The following is a 21,085-nucleotide window of genomic DNA, read 5'->3' as shown; positions in this document are numbered from 1 at the left end:
ATGATTTTCTATCGCATAATTAAAGGGAAAATGTAATTATAGTGGACAAAATCCATTATCCATTACATTTTCCCTTTTGCATTCAACCTAGTTTTTCTCCAATACCGTTTTCCACACTAAAGCGCTCAATGCAGCGCCGATGATTGGTGCAACAATAAAAAGCCAAACCTGGCTTAGCGCTTGTTCGCCTGCTAAAAGCGCTGGGCCTATGCTTCTGGCGGGATTTACAGATACTCCTGTTACCGGAATCCCAACAATATGGATAAGCGTTAAACTTAAGCCAATAGCTAATCCGGCAAAACCTCCATTAATATTTTTGGTAGAAGTTGAACCGAAAATAACCAGCAAAAAGATAAAGGTGAGTACAATTTCGGCAATAAAACCTGCCTGTAAGCTGTAATGTTGGGGCGAAAGCGCTGCATAACCATTCTGTCCTAAACCATTTGTAGCCAAAGTATATTCTGGCTTACCCGAAGCAATTTGTAGCAAAATGAATGCTCCGGCAATACCACCCAGTACCTGTGCAAGAATATAATATGCCGCTTCGCTAATTTTCATACGGCCAGCGATTACCATACCAATTGAAATTGCCGGATTGATGTGACAGCCAGAAATATGACCTATGGCATAAGCCATGGCAGTTATCGACAAACCGAAAGCAAAGGATATACCTAGTAAACCCACACCAGTGGTGCCATTTGCACCTGCAATTACTGCGCTGCCGCAACCCATTAAAACCAATACTAATGTGCCGATGAATTCAGCTCCGAATTTTGAAAGTTTACTTGTCTCCATATATAATTATTATTTAAAGGTTTAAATATTATATCGGGACGATTTCTAAACGAATATAGAAAAATAGAATAAACTATATAAAATAAAATCACAAAAATTTTGGGCAAAAGTAAGGGGCTTAAATCCATAAGCCCCAATAAACCAAACAAACTATTTATGAAGTATATATATAACTCCTGTTTAAATGAAATGTTTTCGGAAAAATTAAATTATTTGAATTTTTTAGCATAAAAAATCTAATTTATTAGTTCAATTGAAGCAAAACAGTTGAAATAGGCCATTTTGTAACAAAATTGCAGTTTGTTTTTGACTTTGGGATGTTAAAACAAGTTTAGCTGTTCTGGCTGGTAAAGATTAGGGTCGAAACTATAGGATTGGGTGGTATTCTGGTTTCCGCCTACGTAATAAAGTTCTGTTTCTTCATATCTTGAAGCTACTTTTACGAAAGTATCACCGGCAACATTTTTAAAAAGGCTTTCTACCAGGTTCGGGTCATTATTATCTTTTGATAAATGGCTTAACAACAGATGACTCATGTAGGCAGGTTTATGATTCATAAAAAGTTCAAGTGCCTGTGTATTGCTTAAGTGACCATGCCCACCCATAATTCTTCTTTTTAAAAAATAAGGATAACGGCCATTCTGTAACATCTCGGTATCGTAATTGGCTTCTAAAAAGGCTGCATGGCAATTTTTAAAATGCGTAATCAATCGATCGCATACAGCGCCGATATCAGTAAAAACGCCAACCCTGATATCATTACATTCAATGGTAAAACTATAAGGATCTGCTGCATCGTGAAATTTTGAAAAAGCCGAAATCTTTAAATTTCCGATTTGAATGTTTTGTAAATGTTTTAAAGTAAAGGTATTGCTGGCATCTAACAGCAGTTTGCTGCTTTTTAAGGTGGCTGAGCTAATATAAACTGGTAATTTATGTTTCCTGGCGAAAACGGCTAAGCCTTTAATATGGTCGCTGTGTTCGTGAGAGATAAAAATTGCCTTAACCTTGTTTAATGATAAACCAAGGCGTTCCATACGCCTTTCCACTTCTTTGCAGGTTAAACCAACATCAACCAAAACGGCTTCGTTATCGTTTCCCACATAGTAACAGTTGCCGTTACTCCCCGAATTTATTGATGTAAAATATAGTGCCATTTTCAGCCTGCAAGATAAGGCTTATTTGGCTAAAGAAAAAGCAGAACTACACCCTTGTGCCATTGTGTTCAACCAAACGCGATAGGAGAGGAAGAAAAGCCTGGATCAGGTTAATTTCTTCAGAAGAGAATATTTTTTCGAGTGTCTGCGCCAGCCATTCTTCTTTGATTTTCCGGCTGGCGATAATGTGTTTTTCACCTAGCTTGGTTAAGCCGATAAATACTTTACGTTTATCTTCTTCACTCGGAAAACGTTCTACACATTTTGCATCGAACAAACGGTTTATAATCTGCGAAATGGCTTGTTTAGATACCCTTTCCATGTCTGCCAGCTCGGTAGATAACAATTTGCCATGTGTTTCGAGTAAAGACATGGTGAGTAATTCGGCATTGCTGAATTCTGAACTTACGTTCTGCCGGCGTAACTGACGGGTTAAGCGGGTAACGGTGCTTCTGAGCTTTGCTGCAATTTCTTGTGTTTGAGTAGGCATATTAATGGTAAATAAACTTTACAAATATAAGCTTTTATTTTTACTAATTATTTGCTGTGTTTTTATAGAATGTCTTATTTATGATTTTAAAGTGATAAAAATGTATGTTTTTGATTTTCCAGTTAGCGTTAAAATTATTAATTTTGTAAAGTTACTTTACTATTTTAAACATGAGTATTTTTCGTTCGCTAAGGCATTATAATTACAGGTTATTTTTTACTGGTCAGGCTATTTCATTAATTGGTACGTGGATGCAACGTGTAGCCATTAGCTGGTTAGTTTACCGTTTAACAGGTTCGGCATTTTTATTGGGATTGATTACTTTTTTAAGTTTAATCCCTTCTTTAGTGCTTGCTCCTTATGCAGGGAGTTATGTAGACAGGCATAATAAGTATAAAATTCTGGTGATTACGCAGGTGATACTGATGTTACAGGCCGGCGCTTTAGCCTTAATGATCTGGTTTAAAGTGTACGATATGTTCTGGATTGCAGCCCTTTCGCTGGTTCAGGGATTGGTAAATGCATTTGATGTAACGGCGCGACAATCGCTGATGGTAAATTTAATTGATGATAAAGAAGATTTACCAAATGCCATTGCACTTAACTCTTCGATGTTTAATGCAGCCAGGTTAATCGGACCGGCGCTGGCAGGGGTAATTTTAAGCACTTTGGGTGAAGATATCTGTTTTCTGATTAATTTTGTGAGCTTTATTGCAGTGCTGGGTTGCATGGTAATGATGAAGCTTAAACTGACAGAACATCAAAAATCAACCGAAAATATATGGATCGACCTGAAAAAAGGCTATGATTACCTTAAATCATCACCAGATTTAGCCTCTATGGTGCTGATGATGGCTGCTTCGAGCTTATTGGTGATTCCTTTTACTACCTTATTACCCGTTTTTGCTAAAGATATATTTAATGGTAATGCCACAACTTTCGGCTGGTTTGAAAGTGCGGCCGGATTTGGAGCGTTTTTCGGCGCAATTTATATGGCTACATTAAAAGCTGGTCAAAACCTACAGAAAATAGTAATGATGTCGGGTATTTTGCTGGCTGTTGCAGTTGTAGCACTGGCAATTTCTCCAACATTAATATTAGCATTAATTTGTACTGGTTTGGCTGCATTGGGTTTAATGGCACAAACTTCATCTATTAATACTTACCTCCAAACACATGCCGATGATGTAATGAGGGGCAGGACATTAAGTTATTATATTATGGCTTATCAGGGTGTATTGCCGATAGGGAGCTTGCTCATGGGGTATCTGGCACATCTTTTCGGTACGCAGGTAGTGGTGGCTTTTGAAGGTGTAGCCGGTTTATTGATTGTTGCGGCATTTGTGTACAACGAAAATCATCGCAATCAATTAAAGAATAAATTTTCACTATTCGGAAGCTAGATCATACATTAAGAAAGTTTGGTTTTTAATATGATTGTTTGTCTTCGAACCCCGGTTTTCGGCCATTTTTACCATTAAGGAGTTAAGAAACATTAAGAAAGTTTGGTTTTTAATATGGCTATTTGCCTTCGGACCCCGGTCTTCTGACTTTCGGACTTTTTTACCATTAAGGAGTTAAGAAACATTAAGAAAGTTTGGTTATTAATATGGCTATTTGCCTTCGGACTTTTTTACCATTAAGGAGTTAAGAAACATTAAGAAAGTTTGGTTTTTAATATGGTTGTTTGTCTTCCGACCCCGGTTTTCTGACTTTCGGACTCATAGAAAGCTAAACGCCATACGCATAACGCCTATCAATTTAACCATGCACAATCAACTTACAATCTACCATTACCTTTTGGTAGTTCTGTATATCGATTTCTTTGTTAATCAGCTGTAGCAATAATTTTATCGCATTTTCGCCAACAGATTCGGGATTTTCTTCAACAGATGCAATAGGTGGCGAATCGAGGTAGCTGATAAATGAAGTATTGCCGAAACCGATACATTCGATTTCATCAAAATTGGGGTGATTAATAGACCTCAGATATTTTATGGCATCGAATAAAATAGGCTCTTTAAAAGCCACAAGAGCGGTAGGCATATTTTCTGGATTGGCAAAAAGATTCCTGATGGCGGTAATGGTATTTTCTTTGTCAAAATCAGTATAAGCCACTAATTCGGCTGAAAAAGGTACCTGATTATCCTTAAGGGCATTGATATAACCGTTGAAACGATCATGTGTAAAATTGATCATCTTTGGTCCGCCGAGGTAGGCGATTTTTTTATGGCCCCTGTCTATTAAAAATTTAGTTGCCTGGTAGCAGCCCTGGAAGGTATTGCCTAATACTTTATGGCAACTTAAATTAAAACTCGGATTCCGGGTGTAATAAACCACGGGGATGCCCATATTTTCAAACTGGTCTAGGTGGGCAAAGTCTTGTGTGTTTTTCGAAATGGCCACAATTAAACCATCAACGCGGCTTCTTAACAGCATATTGGCCGATTGGATTTCTTTTTCGAGATCATCATGAGATTGACTGATGATAACATTATATCCATTTTGGGTGGCAAATTGCTCCACCCCGTATATGCTGCGTGTAAAAAAGTGATCTAAAAGGTTAGGCAAGATGATACCGATAATACGAGATTTTTTTTCCTTTAAATTAATGGCCGATTTATTGGGTGTAAAATGCAAATCGCGAGCCATTTCCTGTACGCGTTTTTTAGTGTACTCATTAATGGTAGGGTAGTTATTAAGGGCTTTTGATACTGTTGATACTGACATCTTTAACTTTTCAGCCAAGAACTTTAGTGTAACAGGGGTATTGTTCGTCATCTTTTCCAATCTCAATGCATAGATAAGAAAAAAAACGCAATTATTTCAAACGTTTGAAATGTAGTTTCAATGGAATTTATCGTGTTTTAAGCTATTTAAAAACACTTTTATCCTGCTAGCTTTTCTAAATTCGTTACCGCTAACACAAACTAACCAAATAAACATGATGAAATCATCCTACACTCACTTCAGTATTAAAAGGGCTTTAACTGAAGTACCAGGTTTAGTTGGAGACAATAACTTTACTTTGCCTTCAAAATATTACGCTTCAAAGACAAAATCGTACAATCCTCAGGATGCGTAAAAACACTTAACCTTCATCTTCTTCTACCGCGCCAATCTGATTCAGAAAAGGCAATATGATACAAACATTTTAAATAGACTGAATGGATTTACGCATGTAAATCTACTGGTCTGAATATTAACTACGCATTAAATTTTAACCGAATAGATTTAATATTTTATAACAATTATGGATAGACTTTACAATTTGAAGAGGACTTTTACCTGCATTGGATTTGAAAAAATCCAGTGGAATAGATTGCGGTATTCCTTAACTTTCCTTTTTCTGATCAGTTCGTCTTTTATGGCTTTTGCTCAAAGTACGATAACTGGTACAGTAAAAGATAGTAAAGGGATTACTTTACCGGGAGTAAGTGTGCGGGTAAAGGGTACTACAATAGGCGCCGTAACAGAAAATGATGGTAAATTTTCCATCAAAGCTGGAGATAATGCCACATTAACCTTTGCTTACATTGGTTATATTACTAAAGAAGTTGCCGTCAACAGTAAAAGCACACTAACCATCGTGCTCGAAGATAACTCGCAGGGTTTAGATGAAGTAGTGGTAGTGGGTTATGGTGCCCAGAAAAAATCTACCTTAACAGGCGCTATAGCACAGATCAATTCTGAGGAGATCATGAAATCGCCTACACCAAACCCAACCAATAGTTTAATTGGCCGTTTGCCGGGTTTACTGGCAGTACAAACCAGCGGTCAGCCGGGTGCTGATGGCGCCCAGTTAAAAGTACGGGGTGTTGCCACTTATGGTGTTAACAATGCGGCAATTGTAGTGGTAGATGGGGTTGAGCGTCCGAGTTTTTCTGACGTGGATGCAAATGAAATAGAAACCATTACGGTATTAAAGGATGCGGCTTCAACAGCCATTTATGGTATCCGTGGTGCCAATGGTATTATAGTGGTAACCACCAAACAAGGTAAAATAGGTGCACCAAAGGTTACGTATACCGGTAATTATGCTTTACAAACCTATACAGGTTTAGCTGTGGGGCTTCCGGCTTTAGAAAGTGCCACTTTATTAAACCAATCGTATGTAAATGATGGTAAAAATCCTTTTTTTACCGATGCAGAAATACAGAAATTCAGGGATAAATCAGATCCGATTGGTTATCCTGACGTTCAATGGTTTGATTATTTGACCAAAAAATATTATTCGCAAACTCAACACAACATCAACATCACCGGTGGAACGCGAATTGCTAAATACTTTGTATCTGCAGGTTATGCTTTTCAGGATGGTATTTTCAAAAAGTTTGATTCACCTTATGGAATTAATACGGTGCCTAATTATAACCGCTATAACTTCCGTTCTAACGTAGATTTAACGCTGAATAAGGATTTTACTGTTGGAATTAAATTAGGGGGGCGTTTTGCCGACCGTTACCAGCCTGCAGGATTAAAATCATCTTCGGCATTCTCCTACGATACCATAGAAGGAATGATTTCGCGTATTTTACAGGTTCCGGCTTATGCCTATCCGGTTACTTTACCTGATGGAAGAATAACGGCCAACCCGAATGTGGGTACAAACATCTGGAATCCATATGCTGTTTTAACACGCTTTGGAACACGTAATGATGATAATAACACCATAGAAAGTACCTTTAATCTGAATTATAAACTTGATTTTGTTACCAAAGGATTAAATTTTAAAACCGTTTTTGGTTACGATTCTTATTATAACAATACCGAAAGAAGAAATGCAAACTGGGCAGCCTATGTGTATAATCCTACAACAGGAGAAGCTACCTTATCAACCGATACCCGTAACCGCGACGAACCTTTAGGTGCCGTGCAGGATGGCGGTGTTACCGAAGGCAGTACAAATATGAATTTACAGGCCGGCTTTGACTATAATCGCAATTTTGGAAAACATAATATTGGTGGTTTATTATTAGGAACCAGGCAATTGATTAAATCAACAGGTACTACGGCATTTACTGCGCCACCAAAAGCATCGCAGGGTATTGCCAGTCGTGTTACCTATAATTACGATGAGCGTTATTTTGCTGAGTTTAATGCTTCTTATAACGGATCGGAAAACTTTGCACAGGGACTACGTTACGGTTTCTTCCCGGCAGTATCGGCAGGGTGGACATTAACCAACGAGGCTTTCTGGAAAAAGAACGATATCTTATCTTATTTAAAAATAAGGGGTAGTTATGGTTTGGTTGGTAATGATAGGATTTCGGATAGCCGCTTCCTGTTTTTAACCAGTTATTCTACTTATACCAATACAACTACAGCAGGTGGCCAGGTAGCTCCGTTCGGAAATCCAAATTCCATTACCAATTATCCAACCATCCTGATCAGAGACCCACAGTTTTTGGGTGCTACCGGAAATGATCTTGGAAACCCAATTGTAACCTGGGAAACCGGCACCAAACGTAATATTGGTTTTGAAGCCCGTTTATTTAAAGATAACGTAAAATTAACAGTTGATTTATTCGACGAAACCAGAAGAGACATCTTAACCCAATCACTAAGCGGTTCTGCACTTTATGGCCATACCTACCCCAATTTTAACAAAGGTATTGTTTACAATAAAGGTTATGAGGTTGAACTCGATTACCAAAAACAGGTGGGCGGTGTTACCCTTGGCATAAATGCCCAGTTAAGTTATGCCAAAAACAAGATCGTAGAAAATGATGAGCCTGATGGTTTACCTCCTTCGTTAATACGAAAAGGAACCAGTGTTGGCCAGTTTTTTGGATATGTAACAGATGGTTTCTTTCAATCAGCTGCCGATATTGCCGCTTCTCCAAAATTACAGGGTTTTATTCCTATTCCTGGTGATTTAAAATTTAAAGATTTAGATGGCGACGGTATCATTACCAGTTTAGATCAAAAGGCTATTGGTCACACCAATACACCCGAATATGTTTATAGTTTCAGTCCACGCGTTTTGTATAAAGGGTTTTCACTTTCTGTATTATTGCAGGGTGTAGGAAATGTGAGTTCGAACGTGATTTTGAACGAACAGAACAACGGACAGCAGATGTATCCTTTTATGCTTGATTCGTGGACCCCTGCAACTGCAGCAACAGCAACCTGGCCGGTTATACATGCCAGGGGAACTGCATCATTAAACTATGCATTAAACGATTTTACTTTACAAAATTCTTCTTATCTGAAAATCAGGAACGTAGAGTTTGCATGGAATTTACCTAAAGAGTGGGCCACAGCATTAAAGTTAAGTAACGTTAGGGTTTTTGTACAGGGGCAGAATCTTTACACCTGGACTAAGTATAAATTTTATACCGATCCTGAAAACGTAAACACCATTAATACTGCTTTTCCATTGCAATCGATTTATCCAACATCAAAGGTTTACAATTTTGGTTTAAACGTTCAATTCTAAGAAAAATGAAAAATTATAAAATATTTACAGCAATTCTTTTATTAACGCTCTTCTCTGTTTCCTGTAAAAAGGATTATTTAGAACGTACACCAGGAGTTGCCATTAGTGAAGATGATATTTTTGCCGATCCGGCATTGGCTGCAAGATTTGCAGATAACGCCTATAATTATGTTATTACCAAGTACGTACGTTTTAACGATCACCGTGGCTGTACCGCTCAGGCTTCTGATGAGGCTGTTTCCGGCAACTCTGAAGGCTCTATAACTTCGTTAAACAGGGGGTTGTACCATGATCATTCCAACGGTCCGTCATTAAATGATATTTACGGTGTTTGGAAACTGATGTATGCCGGTATTGCCGTGCAAAATAAAATGTTGGCCAGGATAGGTGAGGTACCTCCGTCGCCAAATGCATCTGTTCCGATTTTTGATGCGAAACGGGTAGAAGGCGAAATGCGTTTTTTACGCGCATTATCATATTTCGAACTTACCAAAAGATTTGGTGGCGTGCCCATTATAGATAAGGTTTACGCGGTTACCGATGATATGAACGGCATACCAAGAAGTTCTTTTGCCCAGGTAACCGAATTTATCCTGAAAGATATTGAGGTTGCCCTTACTAAACTAGGTACTGATGCAGATTATGGAGCTTCTAATTATGGTCGCCCAACGCTTGGTGCCGCGCTGGCTTTAAAAGCACGCGTATTATTATATGCTGCAAGTCCGTTAAATAATCCAAATAACGATAAAACCAAATGGCAGGCTGCTGCTACTGCTGCTGCCGAAGTAATGAAGGGGGCTGATGGTTTGGCTAAACAAACTTATTCGCTGCAGGCCACTTATGGCGACCTGTTAAATCTTCCCAACTCAACAGAATACATTATGATGAGGATTAAAGGCCCTACGCCTTTAGCTGGCGAGATGATGCAGGATTTTTCAATGTCGCCAGGTTCTGGGGGTGCACAGGGGCAAATGAACCCAACGCAAAACCACGTAGATATGTACGAAATGGCCAATGGTAAAGCCATTACCGATCCTACTTCTGGTTACGATCCGCAGAAACCTTACCTAAACCGTGAGCCTCGTTTTTATAATAACATTATTTATAATGATTTAGCCTGGCAAGGTAGAAAGATAGAAATGTGGACAACTGTTGACCCTTCAGGCAAAATATTATTTAGTAAGGATTACAGCACTACCATTACCTATACTGCTACACGTTACTATTGCAAAAAATACTGGCCAGAGGTTTACCGTACTGTTGGCGGAAGTACAACTTTATTAAACTATCTATATTTCCGTTATGGCGAAATATTGTTAAACTATGCGGAAGCACAGAATGAAGCAGTTGGTCCTGATGCAAGTGTTTATGCACAGCTTGTGGCCCTGCGTAAACGTGCAGGGATTGCCCAGGGTGCCGGTACTAATGGCTACGGACTTAAAGACAACATGACTCAGGACGAAATGAGGGCTGTTATCCGCCACGAACGTGCAATTGAACTGGCTTTCGAAGATCACCGCTGGTATGATATTATGCGTTGGAAAATTGGCGCACAAACCATTGCCGTTCCGATGAAGGGTATGGATGTGGTAAAAAATACTAATGGAAGTTTTACCTATACACCCATTGTACTCAGCTCAACTTTCCAAAAAACCTGGACAGAGGCACAAAATCTTTATCCAATCCCCAGAGCCGAGATTTACAAAAGTAAAGGGGTTTTAACTCAAAATCCAGGCTGGGAATAGTTGATTTAATCACATAACGCTAAAAGATTTTCAAAATGAAATTTATAAAATCAAAATATATAATATGTCTTTTATTCATGATGGCAGGAATGCTGAATGTTTATGGGCAAAAGCCTGATGAAAAGATAACCGTATCCGGTAAGGTTGTAGATCAGTATAAAAAACCACTACCTGGCGTAGCCATTTCTATTCAGGAAGATAAAACCAATAAAGCGGTTTCTACAGGTACAGATGGCACCTTTTTGATAGATGTAACCAGCAGCGATGTATTGGTATTTAAATTTGTTGGTTATGGAACAATACTAAAACCTGCAGCAGAAGTAGGCAAAAGTGATGTGGTTTTAATCAAATCTTTGGTTGATGCCGGCGATGATGATTTGGTATATATCCCTTTTGGGGTAAGAAAAAGAAGAGAAGTTACTGCTACCATCAGTACCATCAGGGCAGAAAACCTGCCTCAGATTCCGTCATCTTCATTAACCAATGTTTTTACAGGTAGATTAGCAGGTTTGGCCGTATATCCGAGTGGTTCACAACAGCCAGGATATGATGCATCCAGCTTTTTAGTGAGGGGGCGATCATCTTACAACAGTAATCAGGAACCACTGGTACTTGTTGATGGTATCGAAAGGGACTTCACCTCAATGGATTTAAGTGAAATTGAAAGTGTAAGTGTTTTAAAAGATGCGGCTACACTGGCCTGGTATGGCATGTATGGTGGTAATGGCGTAATTTATGTAAAAACACGCCGTGGCAGTGCAACTTCTACCAAAGTAAGTTTCGATGCACAGGCTGGCTTACAGGTTCCATTACAGATTACAGCTCCTTTGGATGCCTACTCTTATGCTACACTTTATAATGAGGCATCCATTAATAGTGGTGGCACAGCTGTTTATACTCCAGAAGCTTTGCAGGCTTATCAAACAGGTTCCGATCCTATAAAATACCCGAACAACAACTTTGTAAGGGATTTTACTAAAAAAGTAGCGCCAACTCAGCGTTATGTTGCTTCAGTAACAGGTGGTAACGCCTTTATCAAGTATTACACCGTATTAAGTGCTTACCAGCAAGGTGGCTTTTACAAAGGTGGCCATAGCGAAACCTATGATGCCAATACCGATTTTAGCCGTTATAACCTCCGTACCAATTTAGATCTGCACGTAAACAAAAATTTAGACGTGGCTTTAGATATTGGCGGTAGAATTACCACCTTAAACTTCCCGAATGCAGGTACAGGTGCCTTTTTAAGCGCGATATATTCTACCCCTGCAAATGCTTTCCCTATTTTAAATCCCAATGGATCGTATGGCGGAACATCCGTTTATCAGCAGAGTAACCCATTGGCCATGATGCAATCAAGAGGGGCAAGTACCGATTTAATGCGGAACATGATTGCAACCATCAGTGCCCGCCAAAAAATGGATGGCATTTTGAAAGGTTTATCAGGCGAAGTTTTTTATGCTTACGATATTGCAGGCTTATACCGCTCTGGTTTTGCAGAAACGTATGCAACCGCAGTGCTTAATGCAGATGGCACTTATTCGCCATTTGGTACAGCCAGTAAGGTAAACTATCAGGGTAATGCATTTTCCGGCAATGTTAAAAAAAGTGAGTTTTGGGCAGGTTTAGATTACAACCGTACTTTCGGTAAACATGATATTAAATTCTCAACCCGGGTTTCGAGGGCAAATTTATCTTCTTTCGGAAGTTTAGATGTTCGCAGAGAAGGCTGGTCTAACCGCTTATCATATAATTTTATTCAACGTTATTTTGTTGATGTAACGGCTAATTATTCAGGATCGGAGAATTTTGCCCCAGGCAAAAGATATGGCTTTTTTCCTGCCGCATCTGCCGGATGGATCATCTCTGATGAGAATTTCATGAAAGGGTCAGGCAGTTTCTTAGACCTGTTAAAAATCAGGGGATCTTATGGTTTAGTGGGTAACGATGCCATTGGTTCGGCCAGAAGATTTGCCTTTAACGATTTCTATAGCAGAAGTACAACCGGCTATAATTTCGGGACAGCTTTTACTGGTGTGAGCGGTACCGGACAACTGGCTTTAGCCAATCCCGATTTAACATGGGAAAAAGCTTATAAAACCAGTGTTGGTTTTGATGCCAGGTTATTTAAACAATCATTATCCATCAGTGCTGATTATTTTTACGAAGATAGAAAGGATTTAACTACAGCTTCATTATTGCCAAGTTTGCTTGGCCAAAGTTTAATTTATGTTAACGAAGGCGAAGCTGAATATAAGGGCTTTGAAACGGGCATCAACTATAACAAAAAAATAGGAGAAGTAAACCTAAACGTTTTTGGAAACTTTACTTATAACGTAAGTAAAATCCTCGCCATAAACGAAGGAGCCGGTTTGCCATCTTATCAAAAACAATTGGGTCACCCAATTTCGAGTGTAATTTCGCCTGCAGCAACTGCAACTACTGCAGCAGGTTATATTTCTACCATGTTAATCTCCAATGGTATTTTCCAATCGCAGGCAGAGATTGATGCTTCGCCTAGACAGATGTTATCAGGATCGGTAAAACCAGGTGATATCAAATATGTTGATCAGAATGGTGATGGCTTGATTAACGACCTGGATAGGGTAAGAACCGATTTCAACTTTGTACCAAAAGCGTTCTTTGGTTTTGGTGCTTCAGTATCCGTTAAAAATTTCGATTTGAATTTCTTGTTCCAGGGTACAAGCGGCCGTTCCATCACCATCCAGAATCTGGTTAACTCAGGTAACGCCAATAATGGTTACTTAAGCCAGTTTAGTGTTGACAGGTGGACACCAAGTAATCCAGGTGCTGATTATCCGAGATTATTACTAACTGATAGAGGTAACAACACGGCCAATTCTGATTTCTGGATCCGCTCCGGCGATTACATCAGGTTAAAAAATGTTGAATTGGGTTATTCATTATCTCCGGCATTTATCAAAAGGTTAAAAATCTCACAGCTTCGTTTTTATGTAGGGGGATTAAACCTGTTGACCTTTGATAAACTTGGCGATTTACCAATCGATCCGGAATTGCCCGAATCGGGATACAATGCTTCATATCCTTATATGAAAATTTATTCACTAGGGTTGAACTTGAAATTTTAAAAGATAAAACAATGAAAAAAAATATATTTTATCCAATCCTGGCCTTTGTAATTTTACAGGTAGCAGGGTGTAAAAAATCAGACTTTCTTCAAGATGGATCTTTTAGCGGGACTAACGATATTACCGAGGCACAGTTATGGGCCAATCCTGATTATGCCAGGAATTTTTTAAACAACGTATATTCTGTTGTATCTGACCGATATAACCTTGGCGATGGCGCACTGCTGGCATCCGGAACTGATGAAGCCGTAAACTCCAACCTAAATGCATCAATTTCTACACTAAATAATGGCACCTGGAGTCCGGTTAGAACCTTTGATGATGTTTATGTAGACACTTATGTGGGCATCAGAAAAGCCAATATGTTCCTCGAAAAGATAGATGCCGCGGCAATTGTTCCAATTGATGAAGTTTTGCCTGCCAACATAGCCGAAAACCAGACTTATGCCTCACAAATAGAGCGTTTAAAAGGCCAGGCTTATTTTTTAAGGGCACTTTTCGAATTCGAACTGCTTAAACGTTACGGTAGCTTTGCTATTGTAACTAAAACGTTAACCATTAATGATAACCTGGATGTACCCAGAAATACTTTCGATCAATGTGTAGCACAGATATCGGCAGATTGCGAAGCCGCTATATCCAGATTACCGCTTTCGCCATCTGAGTGGAATACCACCAACCGCGGTAGGGCTACGCAAACTTCGGCCATGGCACTAAAATCGAGAATGTTATTATATGCAGCAAGTCCGCAATTTAACCCAACAAACGATGTTACCAAATGGCAGGCAGCCCTTGATGCAGCTAAAAGGCTAATGGATACCGGTAAACACGGTATTTACACCTCTTATCCAAACCTTTGGTTGTGGAATGCATCTGGAGCAGCGTATAACAACGAAGTTATTTTTGCTACTCAAACACTTAATACAAACTCTATCGAAAGTACCAATGCGCCTGTAAGTTACGATGGTGCAACCGGCCGTACCAACCCAACACAGGAAATGGTTGATGCCTTTGAAATGAAAACAACAGGAAGGGCCATTACCGATGCCGGTTCGGGTTATGTAGCAACAAATCCTTACGCAAACCGCGATCCAAGATTAGGTTTTACTGTAATGTTCAATACCGCTTCAGTACAGCCCATTGTAGCAGCCAACAATTTTAAAAGTAAACCTGTAGAGACTTTTGTAGGTGGTAAAGATGGTTTAGGACTTAATGTTAATGCCACTAAAACAGGTTATTACATGCGTAAATATTTAAGTGAAAGCGCCGTTTGGACAGGTACAGCGACAAATATCCGTCGTCCCTGGATCCTGTTCAGGTATGCAGAAATACTCTTAAATTATGCTGAAGCTATAAACGAAGTGCAGGGTGTAGCCGGACAGACTGAAGTTTTAAGGGTTTTAAATTTAATCAGAGATAGAACGGGTGTTAAAATGCCGCTTTTACAAACCACTAATGCTGCTGGTAATGGTTATGTAGCACCAACGCAAGTAGAGCTACGCAAAAGAATCCATAGCGAGCGTAGAGTAGAATTGTGTTTCGAAGAGCACCGCTTTTACGATGTACGCAGATGGAAAGAAGGAGAGATTACATTTAACAAACCGGTTACAGGTATGCGCATTGTGCAACTAACGCCAACAACTTTTAGTTATACACCATTTACGGTAGAGAACAGGGTATTTGCGGCAAGAAATTATCTATATCCAATTTCACAATCAGAATTAAACAAAGCACCGAGCCTGGGACAAAATCCGGGATATCAATAAAAACTAGATTTTGCTCAAATTTAGGCGGGCGGTGGAAACACCGTCCGTTAATTAATTGTTAGTTTTGGAAACGATCAATTAATTAATATTAAAACTTAAGTTATGTTGAAAACAACCTATAGCGTATTTTTAATCTGCTTTTCGCTCCTTTCTTCAATCAGTTACGGTCAGGTTACCGCTATACAGAACATCCAGGCACGTAAGATCCAGAGTCTTAACGGTAAATGGAATTACATTATCGATCCTTACGAAAACGGTTATTACGATTACCGCCATGAGCCTTTCGATCAATCGAAAACAGGAACTGGTGGTTATTTTGATGATAAGGTTCAGAAAGATAAATCAGAACTGATTGAATACGATTTCGATCATTCACCTCAAATGAACGTTCCAGGCGACTGGAATTCGCAGTCTGAGAAGTTAGAATTATACGAAGGCAATATTTGGTTACGCAGAAAGTTTGATGCAAAACCCGAAAAAGGAAAAAAATATTTCGTGTATTTCGGTGCCGTAAACTACGAAGCACATGTTTACCTGAACGGTAAAAAACTGGGTGTACACAAAGGCGGTTTTACACCTTTCCAGTTTGATGTAACCAACAATTTAAAAGCTGGCGAAAATTCAATTGTACTCAAGGTTGATAATATCCGTAAACAGGATGAAATTCCTACCGTAAACACGGATTGGTGGAACTATGGCGGCATTACCCGTGATGTTTTTCTGGCCGAATTTCCTGAACATTTTATCAACGATTATAAACTTCAGTTGGTTAAAGGAAACAAAAACCTGTTAAACTTTTCGGTAAAACTGGCCGATGCAACCGCTGGTCAGGAAATTACCCTATCCATCCCTGAATTAAAATTAGAAAAGAAATATAAAACAGATGCTGAAGGTAAAATTGCCGATGAATTTACCTGGAATAACCTGGGTTTATGGTCGCCGGAGAGTCCGAAATTATATGCTGTAAACATTAAAACCGATAAAGAAAATATCAACGATAAAATCGGTTTCAGAACCATTCAGGTTGAAGGTGACAGCATTTTATTAAACGGTAAATCTGTTTTCCTGAGGGGGATATCCCTTCACGATGAAAACCCACTTTTAGCTGGCCGTTTACGTTCAGAAGGCGATATGCGCATGATGTTGCAATGGGCTAAAGATATGAACTGTAACTATGTTCGTTTAGCACATTATCCGCATAACGAAGAAATGATCCGTTTGGCCGATGAGATGGGGCTTTTGGTTTGGGCCGAAGTTCCGGTTTACTGGACCATTAGCTGGACAAACCCTGCCACTTATGCCAATGCAAAACAACAACTTACCGATTTAATCGTACGCGATAAAAACAGGGCGAGTGTAATCGTTTGGTCTATCGGAAACGAAACACCATTGAGCGATGCCCGTTTAAGCTTCATGAGCAACCTGGCCGAAACAGCCCGTTCTTTAGATGATACCCGTTTGGTAGCTGCTGCTTTAGAAGTTCACCGCGAAGGAAATAACATTATTTTAAATGATCCATTGGGCGAAAAAATCGACCTGGTAAGCTTTAACGAATATGCAGGCTGGTACTGGGGCGGTAATCCATCCGAAATCACCAAATACAATTTCGATATCAAGTACAAAAAACCAGTGGTGATTACCGAGTTTGGTGGCGATGCCCTGGGTGGTTTCCATGCCGACGAAAATACCCGTTGGAGTGAAGAATACCAGGAAGCTTTATATAAAAACCAAATTACCATGTTAAGCAAGGTAAGCGCTTTACGCGGTATGACACCCTGGATTTTAACCGATTTCAGGTCGCCAAGAAGACAACATCCCATTTATCAGAATTTCTGGAATCGTAAAGGGCTCATCAGCGAAACAGGAAAGAAAAAGAAAGCCTTTTATGTGCTGAAAGATTTTTACGACCAAATGCAGCTCAAATACAAATAAAATATGAACAGATTACAGAAAATTAGTTTCGCTTCGAAAATAATGCTTTCGATGTCGCTGTTAACCCTCTCTTGCGCCAAATACAAGAGCACCAGTATCGATCCGGGTATCTTAATACAGCCATCAAGCATTGAAGACGTTACTTTACAGAAAAATATGCCTTTCCCGATCGGCGCCGCTGTTAATGTAAGTCTTTTAAAAAGCAATACAAATTATCGTAGTCTGGTTATTAAAGAATTTAATAGCGTTACGGCAGAAAATGCCATGAAATTTGCATCCGTACATCCCTCAAAAGATACCTATAGCTGGAGTGATGCCGATTACCTGGTCGATTTTGCCGTAGCCAATGGAAAAAGAATCCACGGACATACGCTAAACTGGTATAAATCATTACCCGATTGGGTAAATAATTTCCAGGGAACTACCGCAGATTGGGAAAACCTTTTAAAAACCCATATTCAAACCGTTGTTGGGCATTTTAAGGGCAAAGTAGCCTCGTGGGATGTGGTAAACGAAGCCATTGATGAAGACGGTACCATTCGCAATAGTATCTGGGTGCAAAAATTAGGCCCGGATTATATCGGCAGGGCATTTCAATATGCTCACGAAGCTGATCCGTCCGCCTTATTATTTTACAATGATTATGGGCACGAATTTGGCCCAACCAAACGCACTGCCATTTTAAATCTCGTTACCGGACTCAAAAACAAAGGTATCCCGATTGATGGCATCGGTATCCAGATGCATACCCGCGTAACCCAAACCGACGCCAATTTAACTGCTGCCATTACTACCGCTGCCGCTACAGGTTTGAAAATTCATATTTCTGAAATTGATATTACCCTGAATCCGGATAATGTACAGTTAATGACTTATACTACTGCATTGGGCGATCAGCAGGCTGCAAAATATAAAACCATTGTTAAGGCTTATAATGCTATTCCTAAAAGTCAGCAATTTGGCATTACCCAATGGAATGTGACCGATGCCGATAGCTGGATTCCAGCAAATTACAACCGCCCTGATTGGCCCTTGCCATTTGATGCCCAATATCGGCGAAAAGCAGCTTATCAAGGAATTTTAGACGGCGTTAAATAGCGAGAATATGAGAAAATACTTACCCCTAGCTTTAATTTTAGGAATATCCCTTTCTGCCTCGGCGCAGGATAAAAAGATCGAAAAGAAAATCGATTCAGTTTTAAAACTGATGACATTGGATGAAAAAATCGGTCAGTTAAACCAATATACTGGCGATCGTGATGCAACCGGGCCGATTACCAATAACCCGAATAAGTTAAAAGATATTCGCGATGGTAAATTAGGATCCATGCTCAACGTACGTGGCGCGAAAGAAACCCGCGAAGTACAGGAAGTAGCCATGCAATCGCGGATGAAAATTCCCTTGATTTTTGGTTTGGATGTTATTCATGGTTACCGTGTTACTTTCCCTATTCCTTTGGCCGAAGCGGCCAGCTGGGATTTGGCCGAAATAGAAAATGGTGCCAGGGTTGCTGCAAGGGAAACCGCTGCATCTGGCGTACATTGGACATTCGCACCCATGGTTGATATTGCCCGCGATCCGCGTTGGGGAAGGGTAATGGAAGGTGCAGGAGAAGATACTTACCTCGGTTCTAAAATTGCCTTTGCCCGTGTGAAAGGTTTTCAGGGTAAAGGTTTGGGCAATCTCGATGCGATTATGGCCTGTGCAAAACATTTTGCTGCTTATGGTGCTGCCATTGCAGGTAGAGATTATAATGCGGTTGATATGAGCGAACACACCTTATGGGAAACTTATCTTCCGCCGTTTAAAGCTGCTGTTGATGCTGGTGCGGCTACCTTTATGAATTCTTTTAATACCTTAAACGGCATTCCTGCAACGGGTAACAGTTATCTGCAACGCGATATTTTAAAAGGACAATGGAAATACCAGGGTTTTGTGGTGAGCGATTGGGGATCGATAGGCGAGATGATTGCCCATGGTTATGCAAAAGATAAAGAACAAGCTGCCGAACTGGCTATAAAAGCTGGTAGCGATATGGATATGGAAAGCAGGAGTTATCTGCCAAGCCTGGCCAAATTGGTTGCCGATAAAAAAGTACCTGTGGCTTTAATTGATGATGCCGTAAGAAGGATTTTACGAAAGAAATTCGAACTGGGATTATTTGATGATCCATACCGTTTCAGTAATGTAGCCCGTCAGGAAAAGGAATTGAACTCGGCTGAAAATAGAAAAGCTGCCTTAACCATGGCCGAAAAAAGTATTGTACTGTTGAAAAACGAAAAAGAGCTTTTACCATTATCAAAAAGCTTGAAAAAAATCGCAGTAATTGGGCCGCTGGGCAAATCGGAAAAAGATATGCAGGGATTTTGGTCAATTGCCTGGGAAAAAGACAACCTGGTTTCCTTATATCAGGGTTTAAAAAATAAAGCTGGTAATCAAACCGAATTATTGTATGCCAAAGGTTGCGAACTCAGTGATTCTTCAAAAGCTGGCTTCGCCGAAGCGGTATCAGTAGCCAAACAGGCCGATGTAGTAGTGATGGCTGTTGGCGAAGCGTTTGACATGAGCGGTGAAGCAAAAAGCAGGGCAAATATTCACATCCCTGGCGTACAGGAAGATTTAATCAAGGCAATCCAGACTACGGGCAAACCGGTTGTGGTTTTGGTAATGGCTGGCCGTCCCTTAATCTTCAACTGGACAGCCGATAACATTCCTGCCATTATGTACACCTGGTGGTTGGGCAGCGAGGCAGGTAATGCCATGGCCAATGTACTTTACGGCGATTATAACCCATCTGGAAAATTACCGATGACATTCCCAAGAGATGAAGGTCAGCTTCCTTTGTATTACAATTATTTAAGCACTGGTCGTCCGGCTAAAAACGATAAAGATACCCGTTACCGTTCCGCTTATTTAGATATGCCGAACAGTCCGAAATTTGCATTTGGTTATGGCTTGAGTTATACCACTTTCGATTATACCGATTTAGCGGTGAGCAAAACACAGATTAAACAAGACGAAAAAATTACCGTAAGTTTTACTTTAAAAAATACCGGTAAATATGCTGGAGAAGAAGTAGTTCAGTTGTATCTACAGGATAAGTTTGCTTCTATTGTACGTCCGGTTAAAGAACTAAAGGATTTTCAGAAAGTAATGCTGAAAGCAGGAGAAAGTAAAACCATCACTTTTAATATTGATAAAGAAAAACTTTCTTTTTATAACCAACAGCTTAAGTGGGGTGCCGAGGCAGGCGATTTTAAATTAATGATCGGAACGGCTTCTAATAATATTAAACTGGAAAAAGATTTTACGTTGTTGAACTAGGGTAACTAACGAACGGTTCATGGAGACACGAACCATGACGTGGGGAACTGGAAAAGGATTTTACGTTGTTGTAGCCACAGAAATTTGAATCATGGATGGTATAACTTTTCTGTGCCCTCCGTGCATCCGTGGCAAAAAATGATTAGCCACGGAGACACAGAAACACGGAGGAGCTTTACGATAAAAAAAACAAACAAATGGTCTGTGGCGACACGAACCATGGCGATGTAAAAATGGCGGATGAAAAGCCACCTAAAAAACTTAGTGTCTTCGTGCCTTTGTGGTCCAAAGAAGCACCTCGTGGCAACACGAACCTAATAACC

The 21,085-nt window shown here is 39.8% G+C and carries 13 protein-coding genes; 9 read left to right on the top strand and 4 right to left on the bottom strand.

Going from position 1 to position 21,085, the window contains the following annotated elements; translation table 11 throughout:
- Positions 1-87 precede the first annotated feature (87 nt).
- From aqpZ to R2R28_RS17780, 3 genes are all read right to left on the bottom strand, one after another.
- On the bottom strand, positions 88-795 hold the full coding sequence (gene aqpZ / locus R2R28_RS17790; protein WP_316827033.1) for an aquaporin Z: 708 nt from the start codon (positions 793-795) through the stop codon (positions 88-90).
- Positions 796-1,115: 320 nt separating this feature from the next.
- Positions 1,116-1,952, bottom strand: a complete 837-nt coding sequence (locus R2R28_RS17785) for an MBL fold metallo-hydrolase (protein ID WP_316827032.1) — start codon at positions 1,950-1,952, stop codon at positions 1,116-1,118.
- A gap of 46 nt (positions 1,953-1,998) precedes the next feature.
- Positions 1,999-2,442, bottom strand: coding sequence for a MarR family winged helix-turn-helix transcriptional regulator (locus tag R2R28_RS17780; protein WP_316827031.1), 444 nt, complete (start codon positions 2,440-2,442; stop codon positions 1,999-2,001).
- Positions 2,443-2,612: 170 nt separating this feature from the next.
- Here R2R28_RS17780 and R2R28_RS17775 point away from each other — a divergent pair, with 170 nt between their 5' ends.
- Positions 2,613-3,845, top strand: coding sequence for an MFS transporter (locus R2R28_RS17775; RefSeq protein ID WP_316827030.1), 1,233 nt, complete (start codon positions 2,613-2,615; stop codon positions 3,843-3,845).
- Positions 3,846-4,203: 358 nt separating this feature from the next.
- Here R2R28_RS17775 and R2R28_RS17770 read toward each other — a convergent pair whose 3' ends face one another.
- Positions 4,204-5,223, bottom strand: coding sequence for a LacI family DNA-binding transcriptional regulator (locus R2R28_RS17770; RefSeq protein ID WP_316827029.1), 1,020 nt, complete (start codon positions 5,221-5,223; stop codon positions 4,204-4,206).
- 163 nt (positions 5,224-5,386) lie between these two features.
- Here R2R28_RS17770 and R2R28_RS17765 point away from each other — a divergent pair, with 163 nt between their 5' ends.
- The 8 genes from R2R28_RS17765 to bglX all read left to right on the top strand — a co-directional run bounded on the left by R2R28_RS17765 (position 5,387) and on the right by bglX (position 20,762).
- A complete protein-coding gene (locus R2R28_RS17765; RefSeq protein WP_316827028.1) occupies positions 5,387-5,527 on the top strand; it encodes a hypothetical protein in 141 nt (46 codons plus the stop codon).
- Between the two features lie 168 nt (positions 5,528-5,695).
- Positions 5,696-8,884: a TonB-dependent receptor gene (locus R2R28_RS17760; RefSeq protein WP_316827027.1), complete on the top strand. Its 3,189-nt coding sequence runs from the start codon at positions 5,696-5,698 to the stop codon at positions 8,882-8,884.
- A 5-nt stretch (positions 8,885-8,889) separates the two neighbouring features.
- Complete coding sequence (locus tag R2R28_RS17755) at positions 8,890-10,629, top strand: RagB/SusD family nutrient uptake outer membrane protein (protein ID WP_316827026.1); 1,740 nt, start codon at positions 8,890-8,892, stop codon at positions 10,627-10,629.
- Positions 10,630-10,664: 35 nt separating this feature from the next.
- A complete protein-coding gene (locus tag R2R28_RS17750; RefSeq protein WP_316827025.1) occupies positions 10,665-13,739 on the top strand; it encodes a TonB-dependent receptor in 3,075 nt (1,024 codons plus the stop codon).
- A gap of 11 nt (positions 13,740-13,750) precedes the next feature.
- The gene (locus R2R28_RS17745) at positions 13,751-15,505 is read left to right on the top strand and encodes a RagB/SusD family nutrient uptake outer membrane protein (RefSeq protein ID WP_316827024.1); all 1,755 of its coding nucleotides are present in this window, start codon (positions 13,751-13,753) and stop codon (positions 15,503-15,505) included.
- A 102-nt stretch (positions 15,506-15,607) separates the two neighbouring features.
- Positions 15,608-17,437: a glycoside hydrolase family 2 protein gene (locus R2R28_RS17740; RefSeq protein ID WP_316827023.1), complete on the top strand. Its 1,830-nt coding sequence runs from the start codon at positions 15,608-15,610 to the stop codon at positions 17,435-17,437.
- 3 nt (positions 17,438-17,440) lie between these two features.
- Positions 17,441-18,535 carry an endo-1,4-beta-xylanase gene (locus R2R28_RS17735; RefSeq protein ID WP_316827022.1) on the top strand — a complete coding sequence of 365 codons (1,095 nt, stop codon included), beginning with the start codon at positions 17,441-17,443 and terminating at the stop codon, positions 18,533-18,535.
- Positions 18,536-18,542: 7 nt separating this feature from the next.
- Positions 18,543-20,762: a beta-glucosidase BglX gene (bglX, locus tag R2R28_RS17730; protein WP_316827021.1), complete on the top strand. Its 2,220-nt coding sequence runs from the start codon at positions 18,543-18,545 to the stop codon at positions 20,760-20,762.
- Positions 20,763-21,085: the final 323 nt, after the last annotated feature.

Source organism: Pedobacter miscanthi (genome assembly GCF_032678605.1).
GTDB classification, from domain to species: Bacteria; Bacteroidota; Bacteroidia; order Sphingobacteriales; family Sphingobacteriaceae; genus Pedobacter; species Pedobacter miscanthi_A.
The sequence above is the reverse complement of the archived record's forward strand: the minus strand, read 5'-3'. Positions and strand labels throughout refer to the sequence as shown.